Below are 20,736 nucleotides of genomic sequence, written 5' to 3'. Positions count from 1 at the left end.
ACCAGTTCAGGAGCCGCACCGTGGATTTCTCCTACTCCCCCCGCACGCAGGATCTGCTCGGCAAACTCGAATCCTTCATGGACGAGTACGTCTATCCGGCGGAGCAGGTGTTCGACGCCCAGATCGCGGCGAACGACAACCCCCATGAGCAGCCGCAGGTCATGCGAGATATGCAGGTCAAGGCCCGCGAATCAGGTCTGTGGAATCTGTTCATGACCCACGACGGGCTCGGCGCCGGACTCACCAATCTGGAGTACGCGCCATTGGCCGAGGTAGTCGGTCGATCCATCATCGGCAACGAAGCCATCAACTGCTCGGCTCCCGACACCGGCAATATGGAAATTCTGGCCATGTACGGGACCGAGAAACAGCGCCAGCTTTGGCTGAAACCATTGTTGGACTGCACTATTCGCTCCGCATTCGCGATGACCGAACCCGCGGTGGCCAGCTCCGACGCCACCAACATCACCTCTACCATCGTCCGTGACGGCGACGAGTACGTCCTCAACGGCCGCAAGTGGTACACCTCCGGCATTCTCGATCCGGACTGCAAACTCATCATCTTCATGGGCAAATCGGATCCGCAGGCACCCACATATCGCCAGCAGAGCATGATTCTGGTCCCCCGTGACACCCCCGGAATCGAAGTGCTGCGCGATCTTCCGATGTTCGGCTTCCATGACCGGCTCGGCCACGGCGAAGTCCAGTTCACCGATGTCCGCGTCCCCGCCGAGAATATGCTCGGCGCCGAAGGTGACGGATTCGCCATCGCCCAGGGCCGGTTGGGACCGGGCCGGATGCACTACGCGATGCGCGCCATCGGCATGGCCGAGCGGGCGCTCGACATGATGTGCCAACGCTCCCTGGAGCGCATCGCATTCGGCGGTCCACTGGCCGATCGCGGGGTCGTACGCGAGTGGATTGCCCGCAGCCGCATCGAGATCGACCAGATCCGCCTGCTCGTCCTGAAGTCGGCCTGGCTCATCGACAACTACGGCAACGCCGCCGCTCGATCGGAAGTCGCCGCCATCAAGGTTTCGGCGATGGAGGTGGCGCACACCGTCGTCGACCGCGCGGTGCAGACCTACGGTGCGGCCGGCGTCAGTGACGACACTGTCCTGGCCCGCCTGTACGCCATCACCCGGGCGCTGCAGATCGCCGACGGTCCCAACGAAGTACACCTGCGTACCATCGCCCGCCTCGAATTGAAGAAGCACAAATGAGCACAACGGAATTGACCGGAAAGGTCGCCTTGGTCACCGGCGCCAGCCGCGGCCTCGGACTGGCGATCGCGCGCGGACTGCGGGACGCGGGTTGCACGGTTATCGTGTCCAGCCGCAAACGCGACGCCTGCGAGCAGGCCGTTGCCGCGCTCGGCGACGGCGAAGGGCCGGGCAGCGCGCATCCGTTCGAATTGCATGTGGGCAAGTGGGATTCGATCGAACCGGCCGTGGATCGGATCATCGCCGATTTCGGCAGTCTCGATATCGTCGTGAACAACGCGGGTATCGCACCGCTGGCCGACAATCTGCTGTCGGTCTCGGAAGGGTTGTGGGACAAGACCATCGAGGTCAACCTGAAGGGCCCGTTTCGCCTGATGGCGGTTGCCGGTGCCCGGATGGCCGCCGCCGGTGGCGGGTCGATCATCAATATCTCGAGTATCGGGGCCGTCCGGCCGAGTCCGCCCGAGGCGATGTACGCGGCGGCCAAGAACGGGCTCAACGCATTGACCATGGCGTTCGCTCAGGAATACGCGCCCACTGTGCGCGTCAATTGCGTGATGCCGGGCGGATTCGCGACAGATATGGCCGAGAACTGGGATGAGGAATTCGTCGGGAAGATCATCGATCGCCTGCCCGTGGGCCGGCTGGGGCGGCCGGAGGAAATCGCCGGTCTGGTCACCCATTTGGCGAGTGCCGCCGCCGGTTACACCACCGGTGCGATCATCCCGGTCGATGGCGGCCGGACCGCGGTGTACTGACATGCGAAACGACATGAGTACCACCGGAACGACACTGGACGATCTGTTCGGGTTGTCCGGCCGGGTCGCCATCGTCACCGGCGCTTCGTCCGGCCTCGGAATGGGCTTCGCGAACGCTCTCGCCGGTGCCGGGGCCACCGTGTACGCGGCGGCCCGCAGGCTCGACCGGTTGGCCGCGCTGGCCGCGGATAACCCACGGGTCGTTCCGGTTCGTTGTGATGTTACATCCGAGGAGGACCGCCGGATGTTGGTCGACCGCTGCTATGAGCAGTCCGGACGGCTCGATGTGCTGGTCAACAACGCGGGCAAGCCCGGTCCCCCGCATGCCGAAGACGAAACGGTAGCCGGGTTCGCATCGATCCTCGAGGTCAACCTGGTCGCGGGATTTCACCTCGCCAGCTATGCCGCGACGCGACTGCCCGAGGGCGCACGCGCGTCGTATATCAATATTTCTTCGGTGATCGGGCTGGTTTCGACCGCACCGATCGGCGGCGCGAGCTACGCCGCATCCAAGGCCGGGATACTCGGACTCACCAGGGAACTCGCCGGGCAGTGGGGGCGCAAAGGGATCCGGGTGAACGCGGTAGTGCCGGGCTGGTTCGACACCGAGATGACCGATGGCCTGTTCGACAACGAGAAGTCGGCCGGGTGGGTGCGCCGCAACACCATGCTCGGCCGTGGTGGCAATGCCGGTGAAGTCGACGGCGCGGTCCTGTTTCTCGCCTCCGACGCGTCGTCCTATATGACCGGGCAGACGCTCATTGTCGACGGCGGCTGGACGGCTCGCTGATGCTGGCCGTCCAACTGACCGAATGGGGTACCGAACCACAGTTGCGTGAAGTTGCGGTTCCGGAGCCGCGTGGAGAAGAACTCCTGTTACAGGTCACCGCGGCGGGGCTGTGTCGCTCCGATCTGCACGTCATGGATGCCGCCGAATCGAGCTTCGACTATCCGCTGCCGCTCACTCTCGGCCATGAAGTCGCGGGCACGGTGATCGATGCCGGTCCCGGTGCGGACCGGTCCTGGCTCGGTGAAGCCGTTGTGGTCCATGGCATCTGGGGCTGTGGCCGCTGCCGCAATTGTGCGCGTGGACGGGAGAACTACTGTCTGACGCTGCGGCCTCGTCCGGACGGCAGACTGGCTGCGATCGGCAATGGCCTCGGCTATCACGGCGGTCTGGCACAGGCCATGGTTGTGCCCTCGGCCCGATTCCTTGTTCGCACAGGCGATCTCGAACCCGCCATCGCCGCTCCACTCGCGGATGCTGGGACGACCGCCTACCACGCCGTGCACCAGCACGCCGATGTCATCGACGAATCCGCGATCTGCATCGTGATCGGTGTCGGCGGGCTCGGTCACCTGGCGATTCAGATCCTTCGCCACTTCGGTGCCGGACGTGTCCTCGCCATCGACAACCGGCCGGAAACACTCCCCGCCGCATTGCGGCTGGGCAGCGATGCGGCGTTTGCCGATCTCGCCGCGGCGCTTCCGGCACTCGACGGCGGCGCCGACCTGATCCTCGATTTCGTCGGCGCCTCCGACACGATGGAGTCGGCCGCGCGAGCACTCGCGCCAGGGGGCCGACTCGCGGTCGTCGGCAGTGCGGGCGGCCGCCTGGCCGTGGGCAAACACATCGGCCTCGCCGCCGGGTGGCAGGTGGACGCACCGTTCTGGGGTGCCCGATCGGATCTGGAGGCGGTGGTCGATATGGCTATCGGCGGGACACTCCACGTCGAGTCCACGACATATCCCCTCACCGATGCGATCGACATCTACCGGCGCCTTCGGGCCGGAACCGTCACCGGACGCGGGGTACTCGTGCCGCCTCTATTGACGAGCCGAGCACCGAAGCGAGTCGAAGCGAGTAGACAGATATCGAGCGTCGCGAGAGAAGTAGGGCGATGAAGACACTTGCGCACGAAATGATCGAGCGGGCACAGCGCACGCCGGAGCAGACGGCAGTTGTGGACGAATTCGGTCGCCACACCCTCGGAAAGATCGTGGCAGCGGCCCGAGCGCTGGCCGAGCGGATCGAGTCCATCGATCCGGCCCCGCCCACCGTCCTCATCCAGGCCGATAACACCTGGCACACTGTGGCGGCGGCCGTGGCGGTCGGTCTGCGTGGTGGTGTCGTCGCGGTATTCGGCGCGCATGCCACCGAATCCGAGTTCGCACTGGCTGTCGAGGATATCGCCCCGGATCTGGTGGTCGCGGCACCTGACTCGCTGCTGCGCTGGGGTGTGCGGGACGATCGCTTCCCGATTCGGGATACCGCCTTCGATGCGCGCGTATTGCGCTCGCGAACGGGCCCGTTCGATTCGGTGGACAGATGGCACGGGGGCACCGCCATCGCGATGACCTCCGGCTCGACCGGGCGTCCCAAATGTGTTGTGCAATCCGAAGAAGCCATCCGCTATGCCTGTCAGTGCACCATCGATACCGTTCGACTGGAGCCGGATGAGGCGGTGGGAGCCTTCGTGCCACTGTCTTCGGTAGCCGCCTTCTGTTTCGGCATGTACCTGCCTGCCTATCTCGGCGGCACGATGGTGTCGATCGGCAAATGGGAACCCGCCGCCGCCCTGGCGGCCATGGCGGAACACCGCGTCGCATGGACGATGCTGGTTCCGACCATGGCCTTGCAGTTGTCGGTGGCCGAGGGCTCCGAAGGCGTGTTGGCCGCCCTGCGGGCGATGACCGTCGGCGGTGGTCCGATGAACGAACGCGCACTGCGTGCGGCCGAGGAAAAACTCGGTACCACGTTCCTGCGGGTTTTCGGTATGTCCGAATGTCTCGGACACACCACACCACAACTCGACGACCCGCCCGCCATCAGGCTCGGCCGGGACGGGCGACCGTTCCGCGGTACCGTCGTACGGGCGGTCGACACCACGGGGAATGTCGTGGCCGCCGGCGAGATCGGCGATGCGCAGGTACAGGGCCCGTCCCTGTTCGTCGGTTACGCCCGAGGCGGCGTCGCGATTCCGCCGACGCTCACCGCGGACGGTTTCCTCCCGACCGGCGATCTGGTCGAGGTCGCCATCGATGGCTCGATCCGGGTGACCGGGCGCCAGAAGCAGATCATTATCCGAGGCGGCCGCAATATCGATATCAACGAACTCGAATCCGCCATCGCGAACGTACCGGGAATCGTGCAGGTGTGCGTAGTCCCGGTACCCGATGCCATGCTCGGCGAACGAGCGGCAGCACTGGTGGTCACCGACGGCGAATCGCTGACATTGGCCACTGTCACCGATCTGCTTGCGGCGGCGGACTTTCCCAAGTCGAAGTGGCCCGAGTACCTGTTCACGGTGCAAGACCTGCCGCAGAACACCGTCGGCAAGTTGTCCCGGCCCGACGCGGCGCGGTTAGCGACACAGCTGGCCACCGCAGTTGACCCGAGTTCACCTCAGTTTTGGTAGAGTCATGTCGAATCCACACCATCGAATGCGGGGGTATAAGAGCTGATGACCGTCGACTCGGAGGTCCGCCGCGAAAGCGCACGCTCGAAGCGAAGCGGAATCCTCACCGCCGCCATCAAGCAATTCGGGAAAGTCGGTTACGAGCACACCAAATGGGCGTCGATCGCCGACGAGGTGGGTATAGGTCAGACCGCGCTGTACCACTATTTCGAGTCGAAGGCCCACTGCCTGCTGACGATCATGCGACTCGAACTGGCCGACTCGGCCGAAAGGTTCAACGCCGCGGTCGCTGATCAGGCCGACCCCGAGCAAGCATTGCGCGCCGCCATCGCCGCGGCGCTGACCGCCTCGCCGACCGATGCCCTTCAGCGCCGCATCCTGCAGAACCATATGGACTTGCTCGCCGCCCCGCGTCAGTCGGCCAAGGAAGAGGCCGAACGCCTGCGGTCGCGTGAACTCGTGCGACAGATCGAGCAGAATTGGACAGGGCTGATCTCGGACGGAATCGAGGCCGGCGTCTTCACGCCGGGCGATCCACGCATGCTCGGCCGAATGGTCCTCGGCCTGGTGATCAGCGTCTGGCGCTGGTACCGGCCGAAAGGCGACGTCACCCTCGCGCAGATCACCGAGTCGGTCACCGAAGCAGCAGTACGGATCGTGCGTAACTGAGATCCCAATTCCCACACAGTGGGATCTCTACGCTCACTGAAACTGAACAGAATTCAGTTAGGAGTCGCATGTACAACCTGATCGTCCTCGCATCGCGTCCCAGCGATTGGACCCATGAGCAGTTCATCGAATGGTGGCGGGGTGAACACGCGGAGGTGACCTACCCGCTGCCAGGCCTGCTGCGCTGGCAGCACACCGAACTCCTCGAATCCTTCGACGAGAAGTCGTCCGGTTGGGACGGTCTGTCGATTCTGAGTTTCGAATCCCGCGGGGCGCTCGACGCCGCATTGGCGAGCCCGGAATGGAAGGCCGCCGTCGAGAACGTGGGCACCATGCGGGGACGTCGCATGATCTGGTACGGCGAGGAGAAGACAATGGTGCCGCTCGCCCCGGCGGTCGAATGAGCGCCGAATGGGCCGAACCCGGGTGTTATCCGATAACCGAAGGGATCCACCGCATCCCGCTGCAGATGCCGCAGGACGGCCTGCGCGCGGTCAACGTCTACGTACTGGAAACCGACGCCGGCCTCGTGCTCATCGACGGCGGCTGGCACCGACCCGACACCTACCGGGAGCTCTCCGACGCATTGGCCCGAATCGGCCGGTCGGCAGCCGAAATTCACGATGTCTTCGTCACCCACATCCACCGCGACCACTACACCTTCGCCATCGAACTGCGCCGTCGGCACGGCTGTCGAGTTCATCTCGGCGTCGATGAAGCCGGCGGACTCAACGCCATCCACAAACTGAACAGCAACGTCCCTGACAGTTCGCTACGGGAACTGCGACGGGCGGGCGCGGACGATATCGCGCGACGAGCTCATGCGGCAGGCATCGCCGAACCGTTCGAACGCGACGACTGGGAACAGCCCGACCACTGGCTGCGACCGGGCGCGCTGGCCATCGCCGGGCTCGATCTGCATGCGGTTGCAACACCCGGACATACCAAGGGCCACATGATCTTTCAGGATCGCGAGAGGGGACTCGCCTTCACCGGCGATCACGTCCTTCCCACGATCACCCCATCGATCGGCTTCGAATTGGGCCCGTGGGAACTGCCATTGGACAACTTCCTCCGGTCATTGATGTTGCTGCAGCACGATGACGAGCAGAAGATGCTGCCCGCGCACGGCCCAACCGGAGGCAGCGTCGGGAAACGCGCTCGTGCACTACTCGCCCACCATGACCACCGATTCGAGCAAATCGTCACTGTCGTCGGCGATCTGGGCCCGTGCACCGGCGTGGCGGTGGCCCGAGCATTGACGTGGACACGGCGCGACCGCGCATTCAGCACGCTCGACGACTTCAACCAGATGGTTGCGACGTGCGAGACGATGGCGCATCTGGATGTCCTGGTCGCCCGAAATGTGTTGTCCGCGAAGGACGCGGACGGCGTTATGGCCTTCCGGGTGGCCGCATGATGCGCCTGAGCGCCCGCTGAGCATGGATGCAGCGCACATGACGAGCCGATCCCACACAGAAAGCCCGTACCTGTGATCTGATCGAGGTGCGGGCTTTCTATTGCGCAGGGATCGCCTCACGCTATCGACGCCAACAGCTTCGCCGGTCAGGCGCAGGTCCAGCCGCCGTCCACATAGAGTTCGGTGCCGGTAATGAAGGTCGAATCGTCGCCCGCCAGGAACGCGACGGCGGCGGCCACCTCTTCGGCGCGGCCCAGTCGTCCCATCGGCGTGTTCGCGACCATCGCTTGGTGTCGCTCGGTGCCCTCGTACCGTTCGAGCAGCTGTGGCGTTTCGATGAATCCAGGGTGGATCGAGTTGACTCGCACTCCCTTTGTCGCCCAATGCAATGCGGCGTTCTTCGTCATGCTGCGCACGGCCCCCTTTGCCGCCGCGTAGGCCACGCTGTTGCCAAGGCCGCCGACGGTGCCGAGGATCGAGCAGATATTGACGATCGATCCGCCGCCGGTCCGCTCGATCAGTGCGCCCGCATGCTTCATGCCGAGCCAGGTGCCGGTCTGACTCACCTCGATCACCCGGTTGTATCGATTCAGATCTTCGTCCACCACCGATGCCAGGCTGCCGATGGCACCGTTGTTGACGACGGCATCCAAACTCGAGAAGCGTTCGGACACCGCGGACATCGCCTGCTGCCACTGCGACTCCTGGGTGATGTCCAATCCGAGAACCTGATGCCGCGCACCGTGTTCCAGGCCGCCACTCAGCTTCTCGCACGCGTCGACGTCGACGTCGGTCACTACAACCGAGGCCCCCTCCTCGGCCAGGCGGTGCACGATTTCGACGCCGATCCCCCCTGTCGCACCGGTCACCAACACAACCTTGCCATCGAGCCTCGAAACACCGAGAGTCATTGCTGTGCAGTCCTTTCGCAGTCGGAGCTGGGCTCCGACTGTCAGAGCTTGCTGAGTACGTTGCGGCCGCCGACCAGCATGGCGAGTGCGACACCGATCGTGGTCACCGCGGTCATGAGCAATGCCATCGCCGCGACCAGCGGGTAGGAACCGTTCTGCCACATATCGAACAGCAGGGTCCCCATCACCTGAGTGGTCGACGCGCGCACCAGCAGCGAGGCCGCGAATTCGTGGGTGAGCAGGATGAACATCAAGGCGACCGCGCTGAGGATGGTGGGACGCATCAACGGCAGCATGATCCGCGCGTTCGTCACGAATGGTGATGCTCCGCTGGTTGCGGACGCCTCGGTATAGGTGTTGCCGAGGGAAAGCATCGCAGTCATCTGCATTCGCGTCGCGAAGGGCAACATCAGTACGACGTAGACGAGGATGATCACTGTTCGTGTCCCGTACAGGATCAGTGGCGGCTCGGTATAGGTGAGCAAGAAACCGACGCCGAAGATCACCGCCGGGATGCCGAGCGGCAATGCCGTGATGAAATCACCGATGAGCGCCAGTATTTTGTGGCGTCGGCCGCGTACCAACAGGTTGGCCATCACATAGCCGATGGGTACACAGATCGCCACCGCGCCCAGCGATGTCAGCACACTGGTGATCACCGATTCGACAATCGCTTCCGTACCGGCCAACTCTCGGAAATTATTGAGCGTGAACAGGTTCCACGACAGCGACCCCGACCAGTACCGCGTCGAGGACACGATGATCAACCCGATCAAAGGGATGACGAGGGCGAACAACGCGTAGCCGGTGATCGTCACTACGGCCCAGGTGGCGCGGCCGGTGGATGGCGCGAATGCCTTGCCGCCGTGCGTGACGAAGCGAGTCTGGTTGCCCAGCAAAGCCTTCTGGATCAGTACCAATACCAGCCCGAAGATCACCAGTGGCGAACCGGCCGCAGCGGCCGCGGCGAAGTCCGACGGTGATTCGGAGACTCGCCGATACATTTCGGTGGTGAGCACCTTGACGCCACTGTTCTGGCCTAGCAGCAGTGGACCGGTGAACTGGCCGAGGCCGAGTAGCAACGCGATTCCGCCGCCGTAGATCAACGACGGGCGCAGCAAAGGCAGCACCACCCGGAAGAACACTCCGAGCGTGGACGACCCGCTCACCTGTGCGGCCTCGAGATGTTCCGAGCTGATGTTCTGCATGCCCGCGCTGACGAAAAGGTAGACGAACGACGTCAGCCCGAAGGCGGTGAGAATGATGATCCACGGAACGGTGTAGACATCGATCGGTCCGGTATCCGATCCGCTCCACCACGGCAACTTCCTCAGCACCAGATTCAAATAGCCGGGCCCCGGCGACAGCAGAAAGGCCCAGCCGACGACGTTGGCGACCGCGGGCATGACGATCGGCAGGATCGGGATGATCCGCAGGAAGCCGAGTCGGTCCGGCAGTCGGCTCGCCGCGAACGCCAGCACCGTGCCGAGCACCATCGCGATAACGAGCGAGCCGAGCGCCAGCGCGATGGTGGTCCCGATCGTTTCCGCGATATCGAAGCGCCCGTACTGGTTTCGATAACCTTGCGCGCCGTTTTCGAACGCCAGCGATTGCAGCCGGATCATCGGCAATACGACCAGATAGGCGAGAACTGTCAGCAAGGCCAGATATCCGAGTCTGGCTCGCACTTGCGCGGGTATCGCAAGGGACCGGGTGGCCGCAGCGGTAATCGTGGCCATCACGACTGCCCTCCCGCCCCCGCCGCGGCCAGCACCGGCACATCGGCGCCTGCGACGTCGGGCTGCGCGAATACACGCAAACTCGCCGGCGAGAAACTGACGATCATGGGATCTGCTGGGCGGCTTCGGCGCAACATGGCGCCATGGGTGGCCGCATCGACTCGTACCGCGAGCTGTTCGCCACCCGTTCGGACGGTCACGTCGAAGTGGCGGCCGCCGTATTCGTATGTCACCAACTCGGCGTGCAATGCCACATCGCCCTGCGGCACTTCGTCGATCGACGAATGCACCACGACATCGTCGGGACGTAGCCGTGCGACCGCGGACGTACCTTCGTCGGCTCGTCCGCGCACCACCGCACGCGCCAGGTCGATATCGTCGCCAGCCGAGGTGATCCAGCCACCGGGACCGCGGCGCAGTTCCAGCCGGTTTGCCATACCGATGAACGCGGCCACGTACTCCGATACCGGATGCTCGAAAACCTGCTCGGGCGCATCGTACTGTTCGATCTTGCCCGCCTTCATAATGGCGACGCGGTCGCCGAGGGCGAATGCCTCGGCCTGGTCGTGAGTGACGAAAACCGCTGTGAATCCGAGGCTTCGATGCAGCTGATGGATTTGCGAGCGAACCTGATCCCGCAATCTGGCATCAAGGTTGCTCAATGGTTCGTCGAAGAGCACCAGATCGGGCCGGGCCACCAGGCCACGGGCCACCGCGACGCGCTGTTGCTGTCCACCGCTGAGCTGCGCTGGGTACCGGTCGAGCAGCTCCGTGCAATCGACCATGGCGGCGGCACTTTCGACGGCTCCGCCGGAGATCTCCTTCCGCAACTTGCGGACCTGCAGCGGATATCGGATGTTCTTGCGCACGGTCATATGTGGCCACAGTGCGTACGACTGGAACACCATTCCGATATTCCGTTGGTGGACAGGCACATTCAGCTTCGCCTCGGCGTCGAAGACGCGCCGGTCCTTGAAGGTGATCGAACCATCCTGGGGTGTCTCCAATCCGGCGAGACAGCGCAGGGTGGTTGTCTTGCCGCAACCACTCGGGCCGAGCAGTACGAGGAGTTCGCCTTCCTCGATCGCGAGGTCGAGCTGGTCGACGACGACATTCGATCCATAGGTCTTGGTGAGACCGGAAACTGTGAACTGCGAGCTCATCTCATGCCTTCTAGGTCTGCTTCTTGGGTGTGCGGACGCCGGCGGCGGTGCCGCCATCGACCAGCAAGTCGATCCCGGTGACATAGCTGCTGTCGTCACCGGCAAGGAACAAGATCGCCTTCGCGACCTCCATCGGGCTGCCACGTCGCTTCATGGGGATGCTCTGCACATAGGCTTCGACATCGTCTGCGGCGAAGTCGGGAACCGCGGTGATCTCGGTGTCGATGCTGCCCGGGCACACCGTGTTGACACGGATACCACGATCGGCCAGTTCGAGTGCCGCGACCTTGCTCAGGGCGCGAACACCGAATTTCGACGCGCCGTAGGCCCCGAGTTCGGCGGTCGCGAGCACACCCCGCAGCGACGAGATGTTGATGATCGAGCCACCTGCGACCATCGCCGCGGCGGCCGCCCGCAGTCCGAGGAATGTGCCGACCAGATTGAGGTCGATCATCCTGCGGAACTGCTGCAGCGTGGTTTGCGTCAGTGGCGCTTTCATCGCCGCTCCGGCGCTGTTCACCAGCACCTGGAGCGGGTGTCCCGCGCGATCCATATCGGAAGTGACTGCCCGCCAATCGGATTCGGCAGTCACATCGAGTCGACGGTAGTGCGCAGTCGGACCCAGTTCGTGTGCACGGCGCTCTCCCGCCGTGTCGTCGAGGTCGGTGAGGTACACCGTCGCGCCCTTGCTCGCGAACAGTTCGGCGGTCGCTCCGCCGATTCCGCCGGACGCTCCGGTGACCAATACGTTGACTCCGCGCATCAATGCAGTACTCCCGTCCACTGTCAGCTCTGGAAAAGTTGTGACCACTCTTGGGAGTACTTCTCGATCTTCTCGGGGGTCAGATCACTGGTGTCCGGTGCAGCGATGTCCTGCGCTCGGGCTACCGCGCCGGGGGTATCGGCCAACGCCGCCGCGTATCCCCCGTTGAGCGCTGTCTGCCCTTCGCGGGTGACCATGAAATCCGCCAGTACCTGAGCGGCATTGGGATGCGGCGCCACACTCGTCACCTGGCTGTACCAGGGGGTGCCCCACGGCGACGATGGCAGAGCCCAATTGACCGGGGCCCCTGCGGCCACTTCGGTCACCAAGGGCTGAACCGAAGGCGTCACGACAATTTCACCGGAGGTCAGTGCCTGGGCGACCCCCAGAGCGCTCGGGTAGATCCGTGGCTTCAGGGCGGCGAGTTGCTTCCAGTAGTCCTCGCCATAGGTGCGCGCGTAGTACCGGTACAGATCGACGTAGGAGGCGATGCCGGACGGATTGACGATTCCGATCTTGCCCCGATAGGCGGGATTCACTATGTCCTGGGGAGATTTCAGGCCGTTCGGGACCGCACCGGTGTTCCAGCCCAGCGCGAAAACCGCCGCGCTCGTCAGGAAGAACCGGTTGCTGAGCACACTCTTGTCCGGCTGATACTCAGGAGCCTTCAGATCCGGCCCGACCAACTCGGTGGAGTACGAGCCCGATTTCGCGGCATTGGTAATCCACGCCGCATCGGTCAGCATGTGCACATCGGCGGTGCCCTTCCCGGTCTTCTTCTCGGTCTCCACCCGCGGGTTGATGTCGGCGTCGGTCCCGCGCACGAAGTCCAGCTTGATCCGCGGATACTTGGCCTGGAACGCGGTCTTGAGGGCTTCGAGGTTGGCCGGCTTCTGGCTCGAGTAGAGCATCACGGCGCCCTCCCCGTTGGCCGCGGCGACCACGTCCTCCCAGCTCCCTGCGACGGGCTTCGAGGCGGACGAATTCCCGCCGCAGGCGGTCAGGCCGAATGTCGAGGCGACAATCGCGAGAGCTGCGACCGCCTTGGTCAGAGATTTCATGAGGGAATCTATTTCCTTACCTGATCGAGAAGAGCGGCCAGATCGTTCGGGATCGAGACCATCGGCATATGGCCCGATTCGAGAAATCGGGTGCTTCCACCGACGAGGTCGGCGGATCGCGATTGCAGATCCGGCGAGTAGCACGCATCTTTGGTGAGGCGAATGTAGGTTCGCGGAAGGTCGGCCGACAGGCCCGAGAGATCTACCGTTTCCTCGAGCAATGCCGCCGAATCATCGATGATCTGATCGGCAGTCCATTCCGTCTGCTCGGGTGACATGTCATTGCACAACATGGCAATCGCGGCAGCGCGGTCCTGGTGATAAACCCCGCCGACGATCGACTGCCGCACGGCGGCCTGGACAGCCGGATCGATCTGGTCGAGCACGCGTGTCCTGTGCGGCGGCACGACGGCGGACAGGAACACGACGTGCTGGATGCGATCGGCCAACTCCGGTAGCACCCGCGGAACCGATACTCCGGCGAACGAATGCGCGACCATCACGATGTCGGTGAGATCGGCCGCGTCCTCGACGATCGCCGCAGCACAGTCGTCCAGGGTTACTCCGCGGATGTCACGGTCGGACCGCTTTCCGCGGCCGGGCAGGTCCACGGCGACCGTCGGCCCGGTGAGCAACGGCAGCAAGCGATCCCAGCACGAGGCGGCCATACCCGCTCCGTGCACGAGTAGAAACGACATCGAACCTCCGAAACTGAACTGATCTCAGTTTGAGAATCTATCCGCAGCCACTTGTGGTGTCAATCACATGGAGACAAACTTATGAAGTGAATCCAGTTCAAGTAGATCTTGTATCCGCTGGCCAGGCATCCCGGCCGCTGCGGATCGGCGCAGTACAGCTGCGGAATCGTCTGGTCGCCACCGCGCACGGATCCGGGGTGGTCGGTGGCGGCCTGGCACAGCCCGGCGACGCGGAGTACTGGCAGCGCTGCGCCGCCGGGGGTGCGGCGATGGTGATCGCGGGCGGCACAGTGGTGAGTCCGGAATCGGCGAATCGAATCGGCAATATCACCGAGGCATGGCGGCCCGAAGCGATCAGCGGGCTGCGGGCGCGCGCGACCGCGATCAGTAGCGAAGGTGCCGTTCCGGTATGCCAGCTCGTGCACCTCGGACGCGAAACACTCGGCACCGAGATCTGGGAGCACCCGATCGCGCCGTCGGGCATCAGATCGCCGCGAGAGCCGGTGCGCGCCAGGACAATGACCGATGCCGACGTCGATCGAATGATCGCGAGTTTTGTCGCCAGTTCCCGCCATGCTGTCGAAGCGGGGTTCCCCGCGATCGAACTGCATGCGGCCCATGGCTATTTGCTGGCCCAGTTCCTTTCGCCCTCTTCCAACGTCCGGGCTGAGTCCGGCACGGTTGCGGGGCGGGTGCAGGTTCTGTACCGGCTGTACGCCGAGATCAAGGCGTCTTGTCCGGAAGTGGTGCTCGGGGTTCGCGTTTCGATCGATGGCGCGCAGGAGGCTGGTCTGGACCTGGACGGACTGTGCGAGCTGATGCCGTTGCTCGACAGGTTCGACTATGTGAATGTGACCGCAGGGGTGCGGACGACATATGTGCGCGATATGGCGACCTCCGAGCCGCCGCTGCTCACGCACGTGCGGAGGCTGCGCGCGGCATCGGCGCGGCCGTTGCTGGTGTCGCAGGCGTTTCGCTCCAGGGCGGACATCGAATCCGCGTTGGCGGCCGGAGCCGATATGATCGGGCTGGCCCGGCCGCTCATCGCCGACCCGCAACTGCCGCTGAAGTTATTGCGGGGCAATGACTCTCAGATCCGGCCGTGCGTATCCTGTAATGAGGACTGCCGCTCATTCACTCCGGTACTGCTGTGCTCGGTGAATCCGACCCTGGCCCCGCCTGGCCACGATGCCCGGCCGGCATCGCCGCTCCGGTTCGGACCGCCACCGGCAGCGTCGGGGCGAGTCGCGGTGGTGGGCGCCGGACCGGCAGGCCTGGAGGCCACGCTTCAACTCACCGCGACGCACGACGTGACGCTGTTCGAAGCGCGCGAGTGGATCGGTGGGCAGCTGGCCGTGGCGGCGCAGGCGCCGAACCGGGCGGGCTGGTCGAAGCTACTGCGGTTCTACACAGACAATCTCGGCAATGCCGATGTGCGACTCGGACGCCGCGTAACACCCCATGAACTGGGCGATTTCGATGAGATCATCATCGCGACCGGCGCCACCGAGCTACCAACGCCCGGTGCGCTGTCCTCGACAGGTCTCATCGCCGATCGGCACGCGATAACACCGGGAGATCGGGTGATCATCGCCGATGACGGCTTCGGCTCATGGCTTACCGTCGGCGCGCTGGAAGCCGCGCTGGCAGCAGGAGCCGCACAGGTGACGGTAGTGGTCCCGGGACCCGCATTCGCGGCCACCATCCCACCGGAAAGCCGGGTCCAACTGATGAAACGCCTTGCCGGGAGCCCGGTGGAGTTCACCGTCGGCGCGACCGTGACAGACATACGAACGAACAGCGCAGGCACCGTAGCGTACTGCCGACATCTCCTGTCGGGCAGGACATTCGAACTTGGGTGCGAACACGCTGTTGCCGTCGGAGAAAGAATCGCCTCAGACTGGCAGGACATAAAGCAGGCCCTTCCGCTGGCACGAGTGCAGGTAATCGGGGACGCAGTAGTGCCACGGCGCGTCTCGCACGCGGTTGCGGAGGGATACGCTGCGGCGCAGGCGATCACGGACACGGCTGTCCGATCGGGTTAGCCGTATACCTAGTTCCGCGAAGCGCACGCAGTGCAGGTCATAGACCCTCGTACCTTATCCCCCAGTACCGGGTCCTTCCTGGACGACGTTGGCGCTGACCCGACCGCCGGAACTGGTCGCTCCCATCGATGGGGTAGACAGCTGCCAGTCCTGGGAATGTATCTCGTGGGCGGTCGAGCGTCGCGATGTACCGTCTTCGTCGCCATGTCGGATGCCCTTGCTGTGCGGCGGAATCAGTCGCGTGTCGTTCACCTCTGCGCAATCGGTAGCAGCCGACGACCGTAGCGCAGCAACAATACAACTTTGGTCACATTGCCGTTGAAGCGAGGGAAATGATTGCGGTAAAAATACTTGCGTGGGGCTTGGTTGCGGGAGTTATCCACACGCTGGTGATGATGGTTGTGTACGGAAATCCGCGGGTGGCACGGATACATGCTGCTCAAGCCGTATCGAGCGTTGGCGATGGGACTCGACGACGGAGGCCGCACTATTTCACGCTCAATTTTTTGGGTACTCAAATCGAGGCGTATGTCATGACAATCGGATATGTCTGGCTACATCCTCTACTGCCATTGAACGGAATGGTCGGGGCGATGTTGCTGGCCGTGCTCTTTGCGGCCTTGCGGGTCTGCGCTCCGGTCTGGGCGCAATGGATGGAGGGTACCTACTCCAACAGCTACCTTATTGTAGAGATTTTCGCCGGGGTGCTCGGTAGCATCGTCATTGCGTTCGTGCTCTATCTCCTCACGTGAGGACTACCGCGGATCGATCTATGCCCCCGGCGGGTCGGCCGGGAATCCGCCCAATCGAGCATGCGAGCCGTTTGGTGCGATCACCGGCTAGGATTGGGCCGTCGCCGCAAGTCTGCGAGACCGCTGCGGCAACTATTCGACCCATCCGAACAGTGCCCGGCGTTGCCAGAACCGCTGTTCGACGGATTCGGCATACGCCACATGACTACCGAAACCGCCGATCAGACCGCCTGATTCGCCAGTTCCCACAGGTCAGATCAATGACCCTGGAATGGTGAATTGATCGTGGTGAAGTACTGGATCGCCGCACCGATCGCGACCGGCGCGGTCACAAAGATCTGACCGGCCAGGGTGCCCAGCGCACCGACAGCGACGATACCGCCCAGGCAGCCGATGGCGGCCGCCGGAATGAAGGGACCGAACAAGCCGACGATGGTAGCCGCGGCGACCGTCGCACCGGCGATGCCACCGAGTACGCAGCCTGCCGCACCGCCGGCCAGGCCACCGACCAGCGTGCCGATCGTGGCACCCGCGCTGATGGTACTGGTCAGGCGGTTCCAGGCGGCCTGCTCACGGTCATACGGAGTCTTCCACGGCGCCTGATCCTCATACGGCAACGCGACCGGCTTGTAGGTCGCGTGTGCCATATCGAGCTGCGGGACCAGGGTCGCGGTGCGGTCGTTGATCTCCGCGGCGATCGGGAATTCGAAGTCATCGACACGGAACCGCAATTCGGTGCCGGCCAGGGTGGCCCCATCGGCCGCCTTGATCTTGAATACACCATCCTCGACAACCATCGCTCCCGCGCTGGTCGTGATGATCGTGGACCGGTCGGTCGCCGAAGCGGTGAAATCGACGTCACCATGCCCGGAGGTGGGCGCGGCATGGACGGTCCCAGCGCTGATGCCGAGTCCGGTGGTCACCAGCGCAGCCGTTACCGCGAACTTCTTGAATTCCATTGCTTGAATCCTCATCGGTTCTTCATGTGTCGAAACAAGTTGGCACTACTCCTGATTCTGGAATCAGGCGGTAATGCCCGGACCGCGTCCGACTGGTACGCCGGACACGACTTCTTGGGGGAGGTCGAGGCTGGGATCGATGGAGATCGTCTTCTGCAGCAGGTATTCCTGCACCGCACCGACGCCGTGCTCGCGCCCGAGTCCGGACTCTTTGTAGCCACCGAAAGGAGAGCCGAGATCCGCGGCGAATGTGTTCACCGAGAAGGTTCCCGTTCGAATTCTCCGTGCGACCTCGAAACCGTGTGCGGAGTCGGCCGTGAAGACCGATCCGGCAAGACCGTAGCGACTCTGATTGGCGATCCGGACGGCATCTTCTTCACCGTTGTGCGCGATCAAAACTGCTACCGGACCGAATATCTCGTTCTGCGCGATATCCATATCGTTCGTGACGCCGGTGACCAACGTCGGTTCGATGTACCAGCCTTCCGACAGATGCGCCGGTCGTCGCCCACCGGTGCGTATCGTCGCTCCTTGCTCGACGGCCCTGGCCAGGTGCGCTTCGATGCGCTCGAGATGCGACTTGGTGATCACCGGTCCCACCACCGTGTCGGCGTCGCGCGGATCGCCCACCTTCAGCGTCTCGAACGCGCGCGTGAACGCATCGGCGTAGAACTCGTACTGTTGCGTAGGTACCAGGAATCGGGTCTGCGCGACGCAGCTCTGGCCGGAATTGGTGGCGACACTCGCGCCGACGAGAGTAGGGACGACGATCTCGGGATCGGCATCCGACAGGACGATCGCCGCCGATTTTCCGCCGAGTTCCAGGACCACCGGTCGAATCAGTTCGCCGCACGCCGCACCGATCTTCTTGCCGACCTCGGTGGATCCGGTGAAGCTCACCATATCGACACCGGGATGTCCGACGAGATACTCGGACTCACCTGCTCGCGCCGCCACGATGTTGATTACTCCGGCAGGGAAACCGATCTCCTGCAACAGATTCCCGAGCGTGAAGATCGCCAGCGGGTTCGGCTCCGTCGCCTTCACAACGACGGTGCACCCGGCGATCAGCGCGGGACCGATCTTTTGCGCCACGGCGGGAAGAGCGAAGTTATAAGCGGGGAATACCGCGACAACGCCCACCGGCTCCTTGACGACCAGGCTCTTGCCCGCCATCGGGATGACGCCGACCGCATCCCCTGATCCCGCGAACGGGGTCAGATCGCTGACGCGCAGCTCGCTGGTCTGCAGTGACTTCGCGACTTCGGCAACGTAATTCAGGCTCATCACCGGCGCTACGGCTTGATACACCTGGGAGAGCAGATGGGCACAGCCCAATTCGTCGGTGATGAGCTCGGCGAGTTCCTCCCCGTGTGCGGCGATCGCCGCGGCAAGGCGGACGAGGTACTCACCGCGCTGCGCGGGAGTGAGTTTCGGCCAGTCGGACCCGTCGAAAGCCTCCCGGGCGGCGGCAACGGCCGCGTCGATATCTGCTTCGGTGGCCGCGGGCACCGAACCGATCGGCTTGCCGCTGGCCGGCGAAATCACCTCGAATCGGTCATCGGAGGACGTCTTTCGCCAAGATCCCCCAATAAAGAATCCAGTGAATTCGCGATCGATCACGCGAAGCTCCTCTCGAAGACAAGGTTGCTATCGTCGGCGCGCTGTCGCCGACAGAACTGAGTTGAACTCGGTTCGGGTTTCACCGTACATGCACCGTGATTCACTTCACAAGCGAATCGGCACTTGAACTGACTTCAGTTTTAGAGTTAGGGTGACCAGCACGCTGGGCAGCACCGCGACGCGTGAGGAGCATCGAATGTCAGAGGTCCACACCGACGTACTTGTCATCGGCGGCGGGATGGCCGGACTCACCGCGGCAGCCCGAGCACTGCATCTTGGCAATTCGGTGATCGTCGTCGAAAAGGCGACCGCAGTAGGCGGATCCGCGCAATTCGCGGGATATGCCTGGACCGCTCCTTCCCACGCGATCATGGACGAGGTCAATCCTCGCGGCGATATCGAGCTGCGCCGCGCACTTGTCGACGGGTTCGGCCCTGGTATCGCTTGGATCCGGTCGCTCGGCGTCGAATGCGCGGATGCGGTGACCGTCCTGCGCTACGGTTCCGGCCATCAATTCGACACCAACCGGTACATCGACGAATGCCGCCGCCGGATCCGCGCCGAGGGTGAGTTGCTCACCGAGACCGACACTCGAGCCCTGCTCACCGAGGACGGTTGCGTCGTCGGCGCTCATGTGCGACTTCCGAATGGCATGGAACGCGAGATTCGCTCTGGCGCAACGATACTCGCGACCGGAGGGTTCCAGGCGAATCCGGAGCTGGTCGACAAGTACATCCAGCCCGTTGCGAGCGCGATGCAGTTGCGGTCCAACCCGACCAGCGTCGGCGACGGACTTCGGCTTGCCGAGTGCGTCGGGGCCGCGACGGGCACGGAACGCTCCGGTTTCTACGGTCACCTCATTCCCGCCGGGGTAGAGTTCCGCGATCCGTCCGACTTCGTCGCGCTGTCGTTGTACTACAGCGAGCATGCCCTGCTGTTCAACCTCGACAACCGCCGGTTTACCGATGAAACCGTCGGCGATCACCTGACCACCATGGAACTGCTGGACCAACCCGAGTCCCGAGGATTGCTCGTCGCCGACGAGCGGGTCTACCGAGACTGGATCACCGGAAGTTACGTCAAGGGCGCGCAGGCGCTCGACAAGTTCGATCTGGCGCAACGCCGCGGCGGCCGTTGTGGCATCGCCGAAAGCCTCGACGACTTCGTATATCTGCCCGCCGAATGGGGCTACGACGGCGTCGACATCGCCGCGCAGATCCGGGCTGTCAACGCGGCGGGCGCATCCGCGCAGCCCCCGCGCACCTACGACGCGCGAGCGCTCGACCACGGCCCGTATTACGTCATCGAGGTGTGTCCGGCCCTGACATTTCCATTTCACGGCATTCGCATCGACCGGTACGGCCGGGTCCTTGCCACCAGCGGGGGAACCATCGATGGACTCTTCGCGGCGGGCGCCGATATCGGCGGTCTCTACGACCGCGCGTATACCGGCGGAATCGCCGCCGCTCTTGTATTCGGACTTGCCGCGGCCGACCGGGCGGCAGCCGACCGTGCCGTCCCGGCCGGCTGACC

19 protein-coding genes are annotated in these 20,736 nt (G+C 63.9%); 11 read left to right on the top strand and 8 right to left on the bottom strand.

The annotated features are described in order from the left end of the window. Positions 1-20: 20 nt before the first annotated feature. The 8 genes from ACIBJI_RS20995 (at position 21) to ACIBJI_RS20960 (ending at position 7,489) form a co-directional block, all read left to right on the top strand. Positions 21-1,223 (top strand): acyl-CoA dehydrogenase family protein, encoded by a 1,203-nt coding sequence (locus ACIBJI_RS20995; protein ID WP_397085348.1) that lies wholly within the window; start codon positions 21-23, stop codon positions 1,221-1,223. Next, a complete protein-coding gene (locus ACIBJI_RS20990; RefSeq protein ID WP_397085346.1) occupies positions 1,220-1,981 on the top strand; it encodes an SDR family NAD(P)-dependent oxidoreductase in 762 nt (253 codons plus the stop codon). Before ACIBJI_RS20995 ends, ACIBJI_RS20990 begins: the two co-directional genes overlap by 4 nt. A 13-nt stretch (positions 1,982-1,994) precedes the next feature. After that, positions 1,995-2,771, top strand: coding sequence for an SDR family NAD(P)-dependent oxidoreductase (locus ACIBJI_RS20985; protein WP_396956747.1), 777 nt, complete (start codon positions 1,995-1,997; stop codon positions 2,769-2,771). After that, positions 2,771-3,886 (top strand): NAD(P)-dependent alcohol dehydrogenase, encoded by a 1,116-nt coding sequence (locus ACIBJI_RS20980; protein WP_396956745.1) that lies wholly within the window; start codon positions 2,771-2,773, stop codon positions 3,884-3,886. Before ACIBJI_RS20985 ends, ACIBJI_RS20980 begins: the two co-directional genes overlap by 1 nt. Next, the gene (locus tag ACIBJI_RS20975) at positions 3,883-5,400 is read left to right on the top strand and encodes a class I adenylate-forming enzyme family protein (protein WP_396956743.1); all 1,518 of its coding nucleotides are present in this window, start codon (positions 3,883-3,885) and stop codon (positions 5,398-5,400) included. Before ACIBJI_RS20980 ends, ACIBJI_RS20975 begins: the two co-directional genes overlap by 4 nt. A 45-nt stretch (positions 5,401-5,445) precedes the next feature. Further along, positions 5,446-6,069: a TetR/AcrR family transcriptional regulator gene (locus ACIBJI_RS20970; protein ID WP_364356584.1), complete on the top strand. Its 624-nt coding sequence runs from the start codon at positions 5,446-5,448 to the stop codon at positions 6,067-6,069. 68 nt (positions 6,070-6,137) lie between these two features. Beyond that, positions 6,138-6,473, top strand: a complete 336-nt coding sequence (locus tag ACIBJI_RS20965; protein WP_364356581.1) for an EthD family reductase — start codon at positions 6,138-6,140, stop codon at positions 6,471-6,473. Next, positions 6,470-7,489 (top strand): MBL fold metallo-hydrolase, encoded by a 1,020-nt coding sequence (locus ACIBJI_RS20960; RefSeq protein WP_396956740.1) that lies wholly within the window; start codon positions 6,470-6,472, stop codon positions 7,487-7,489. Before ACIBJI_RS20965 ends, ACIBJI_RS20960 begins: the two co-directional genes overlap by 4 nt. Before the next feature lie 146 nt (positions 7,490-7,635). On the opposite strand, the gene ACIBJI_RS20955 is transcribed toward ACIBJI_RS20960, so the two are convergent. Genes ACIBJI_RS20955 through ACIBJI_RS20930 form a run of 6 tightly spaced genes read right to left on the bottom strand, consistent with a single transcriptional unit; the run spans position 7,636 to position 13,824 of the window. After that, positions 7,636-8,400 carry an SDR family NAD(P)-dependent oxidoreductase gene (locus ACIBJI_RS20955; protein ID WP_396956737.1) on the bottom strand — a complete coding sequence of 255 codons (765 nt, stop codon included), beginning with the start codon at positions 8,398-8,400 and terminating at the stop codon, positions 7,636-7,638. 41 nt (positions 8,401-8,441) lie between these two features. Next, positions 8,442-10,139, bottom strand: a complete 1,698-nt coding sequence (locus tag ACIBJI_RS20950) for an ABC transporter permease subunit (RefSeq protein ID WP_364356671.1) — start codon at positions 10,137-10,139, stop codon at positions 8,442-8,444. Then, on the bottom strand, positions 10,139-11,302 hold the full coding sequence (locus ACIBJI_RS20945; protein WP_397085343.1) for an ABC transporter ATP-binding protein: 1,164 nt from the start codon (positions 11,300-11,302) through the stop codon (positions 10,139-10,141). The genes ACIBJI_RS20950 and ACIBJI_RS20945 overlap by 1 nt, the downstream gene beginning before the upstream one ends. 10 nt (positions 11,303-11,312) lie before the next feature. Next, a complete protein-coding gene (locus ACIBJI_RS20940; RefSeq protein WP_364356569.1) occupies positions 11,313-12,065 on the bottom strand; it encodes an SDR family NAD(P)-dependent oxidoreductase in 753 nt (250 codons plus the stop codon). Between the two features lie 23 nt (positions 12,066-12,088). Next, entirely contained in the window at positions 12,089-13,126 is a 1,038-nt protein-coding gene (locus tag ACIBJI_RS20935; RefSeq protein ID WP_396956733.1) for a substrate-binding domain-containing protein, read from the bottom strand. A gap of 8 nt (positions 13,127-13,134) precedes the next feature. Beyond that, positions 13,135-13,824, bottom strand: coding sequence for an alpha/beta fold hydrolase (locus ACIBJI_RS20930; RefSeq protein ID WP_397085341.1), 690 nt, complete (start codon positions 13,822-13,824; stop codon positions 13,135-13,137). An 86-nt stretch (positions 13,825-13,910) separates the two neighbouring features. Here ACIBJI_RS20930 and ACIBJI_RS20925 point away from each other — a divergent pair, with 86 nt between their 5' ends. Both ACIBJI_RS20925 and ACIBJI_RS20920 read left to right on the top strand, forming a co-directional pair. Next, on the top strand, positions 13,911-15,869 hold the full coding sequence (locus ACIBJI_RS20925; protein WP_397085339.1) for an FAD-dependent oxidoreductase: 1,959 nt from the start codon (positions 13,911-13,913) through the stop codon (positions 15,867-15,869). Between the two features lie 332 nt (positions 15,870-16,201). Continuing rightward, on the top strand, positions 16,202-16,621 hold the full coding sequence (locus ACIBJI_RS20920; RefSeq protein ID WP_364356557.1) for a hypothetical protein: 420 nt from the start codon (positions 16,202-16,204) through the stop codon (positions 16,619-16,621). 257 nt (positions 16,622-16,878) lie between these two features. On the opposite strand, the gene ACIBJI_RS20915 is transcribed toward ACIBJI_RS20920, so the two are convergent. Further along, positions 16,879-17,580 carry a hypothetical protein gene (locus ACIBJI_RS20915; RefSeq protein WP_364356554.1) on the bottom strand — a complete coding sequence of 234 codons (702 nt, stop codon included), beginning with the start codon at positions 17,578-17,580 and terminating at the stop codon, positions 16,879-16,881. Positions 17,581-17,643: 63 nt separating this feature from the next. Further along, the gene (locus ACIBJI_RS20910) at positions 17,644-19,203 is read right to left on the bottom strand and encodes an aldehyde dehydrogenase family protein (protein ID WP_397085337.1); all 1,560 of its coding nucleotides are present in this window, start codon (positions 19,201-19,203) and stop codon (positions 17,644-17,646) included. Positions 19,204-19,399: 196 nt separating this feature from the next. Here ACIBJI_RS20910 and ACIBJI_RS20905 point away from each other — a divergent pair, with 196 nt between their 5' ends. Then, the gene (locus ACIBJI_RS20905; RefSeq protein ID WP_397085334.1) at positions 19,400-20,734 is read left to right on the top strand and encodes an FAD-binding protein; all 1,335 of its coding nucleotides are present in this window, start codon (positions 19,400-19,402) and stop codon (positions 20,732-20,734) included. Positions 20,735-20,736: the final 2 nt, after the last annotated feature.

The sequence above is a fragment of the Nocardia sp. NPDC050408 genome, from assembly GCF_044458905.1.
Lineage (GTDB): Bacteria > Actinomycetota > Actinomycetes > Mycobacteriales > Mycobacteriaceae > Nocardia.
The sequence above is the reverse complement of the archived record's forward strand: the minus strand, read 5'-3'. Positions and strand labels throughout refer to the sequence as shown.

What these genes read in the sequence shown, in the direction of transcription:
- ACIBJI_RS20945 (WP_397085343.1), bottom strand. Translation starts at nt 11,302, where the DNA reads ATGAGCTCGCAGTTCACAGTTTCCGGTCTCACCAAGACCTATGGATCG.
- ACIBJI_RS20950 (WP_364356671.1), bottom strand. Translation starts at nt 10,139, where the DNA reads ATGGCCACGATTACCGCTGCGGCCACCCGGTCCCTTGCGATACCCGCG.
- ACIBJI_RS20960 (WP_396956740.1), top strand. Translation starts at nt 6,470, where the DNA reads ATGAGCGCCGAATGGGCCGAACCCGGGTGTTATCCGATAACCGAAGGG.
- ACIBJI_RS20970 (WP_364356584.1), top strand. Translation starts at nt 5,446, where the DNA reads ATGACCGTCGACTCGGAGGTCCGCCGCGAAAGCGCACGCTCGAAGCGA.
- ACIBJI_RS20980 (WP_396956745.1), top strand. Translation starts at nt 2,771, where the DNA reads ATGCTGGCCGTCCAACTGACCGAATGGGGTACCGAACCACAGTTGCGT.
- ACIBJI_RS20955 (WP_396956737.1), bottom strand. Translation starts at nt 8,400, where the DNA reads ATGACTCTCGGTGTTTCGAGGCTCGATGGCAAGGTTGTGTTGGTGACC.
- ACIBJI_RS20975 (WP_396956743.1), top strand. Translation starts at nt 3,883, where the DNA reads ATGAAGACACTTGCGCACGAAATGATCGAGCGGGCACAGCGCACGCCG.
- ACIBJI_RS20920 (WP_364356557.1), top strand. Translation starts at nt 16,202, where the DNA reads ATGATTGCGGTAAAAATACTTGCGTGGGGCTTGGTTGCGGGAGTTATC.
- ACIBJI_RS20965 (WP_364356581.1), top strand. Translation starts at nt 6,138, where the DNA reads ATGTACAACCTGATCGTCCTCGCATCGCGTCCCAGCGATTGGACCCAT.
- ACIBJI_RS20905 (WP_397085334.1), top strand. Translation starts at nt 19,400, where the DNA reads ATGTCAGAGGTCCACACCGACGTACTTGTCATCGGCGGCGGGATGGCC.
- ACIBJI_RS20930 (WP_397085341.1), bottom strand. Translation starts at nt 13,824, where the DNA reads ATGTCGTTTCTACTCGTGCACGGAGCGGGTATGGCCGCCTCGTGCTGG.
- ACIBJI_RS20915 (WP_364356554.1), bottom strand. Translation starts at nt 17,580, where the DNA reads ATGGAATTCAAGAAGTTCGCGGTAACGGCTGCGCTGGTGACCACCGGA.
- ACIBJI_RS20940 (WP_364356569.1), bottom strand. Translation starts at nt 12,065, where the DNA reads ATGCGCGGAGTCAACGTATTGGTCACCGGAGCGTCCGGCGGAATCGGC.
- ACIBJI_RS20935 (WP_396956733.1), bottom strand. Translation starts at nt 13,126, where the DNA reads ATGAAATCTCTGACCAAGGCGGTCGCAGCTCTCGCGATTGTCGCCTCG.
- ACIBJI_RS20990 (WP_397085346.1), top strand. Translation starts at nt 1,220, where the DNA reads ATGAGCACAACGGAATTGACCGGAAAGGTCGCCTTGGTCACCGGCGCC.
- ACIBJI_RS20985 (WP_396956747.1), top strand. Translation starts at nt 1,995, where the DNA reads ATGAGTACCACCGGAACGACACTGGACGATCTGTTCGGGTTGTCCGGC.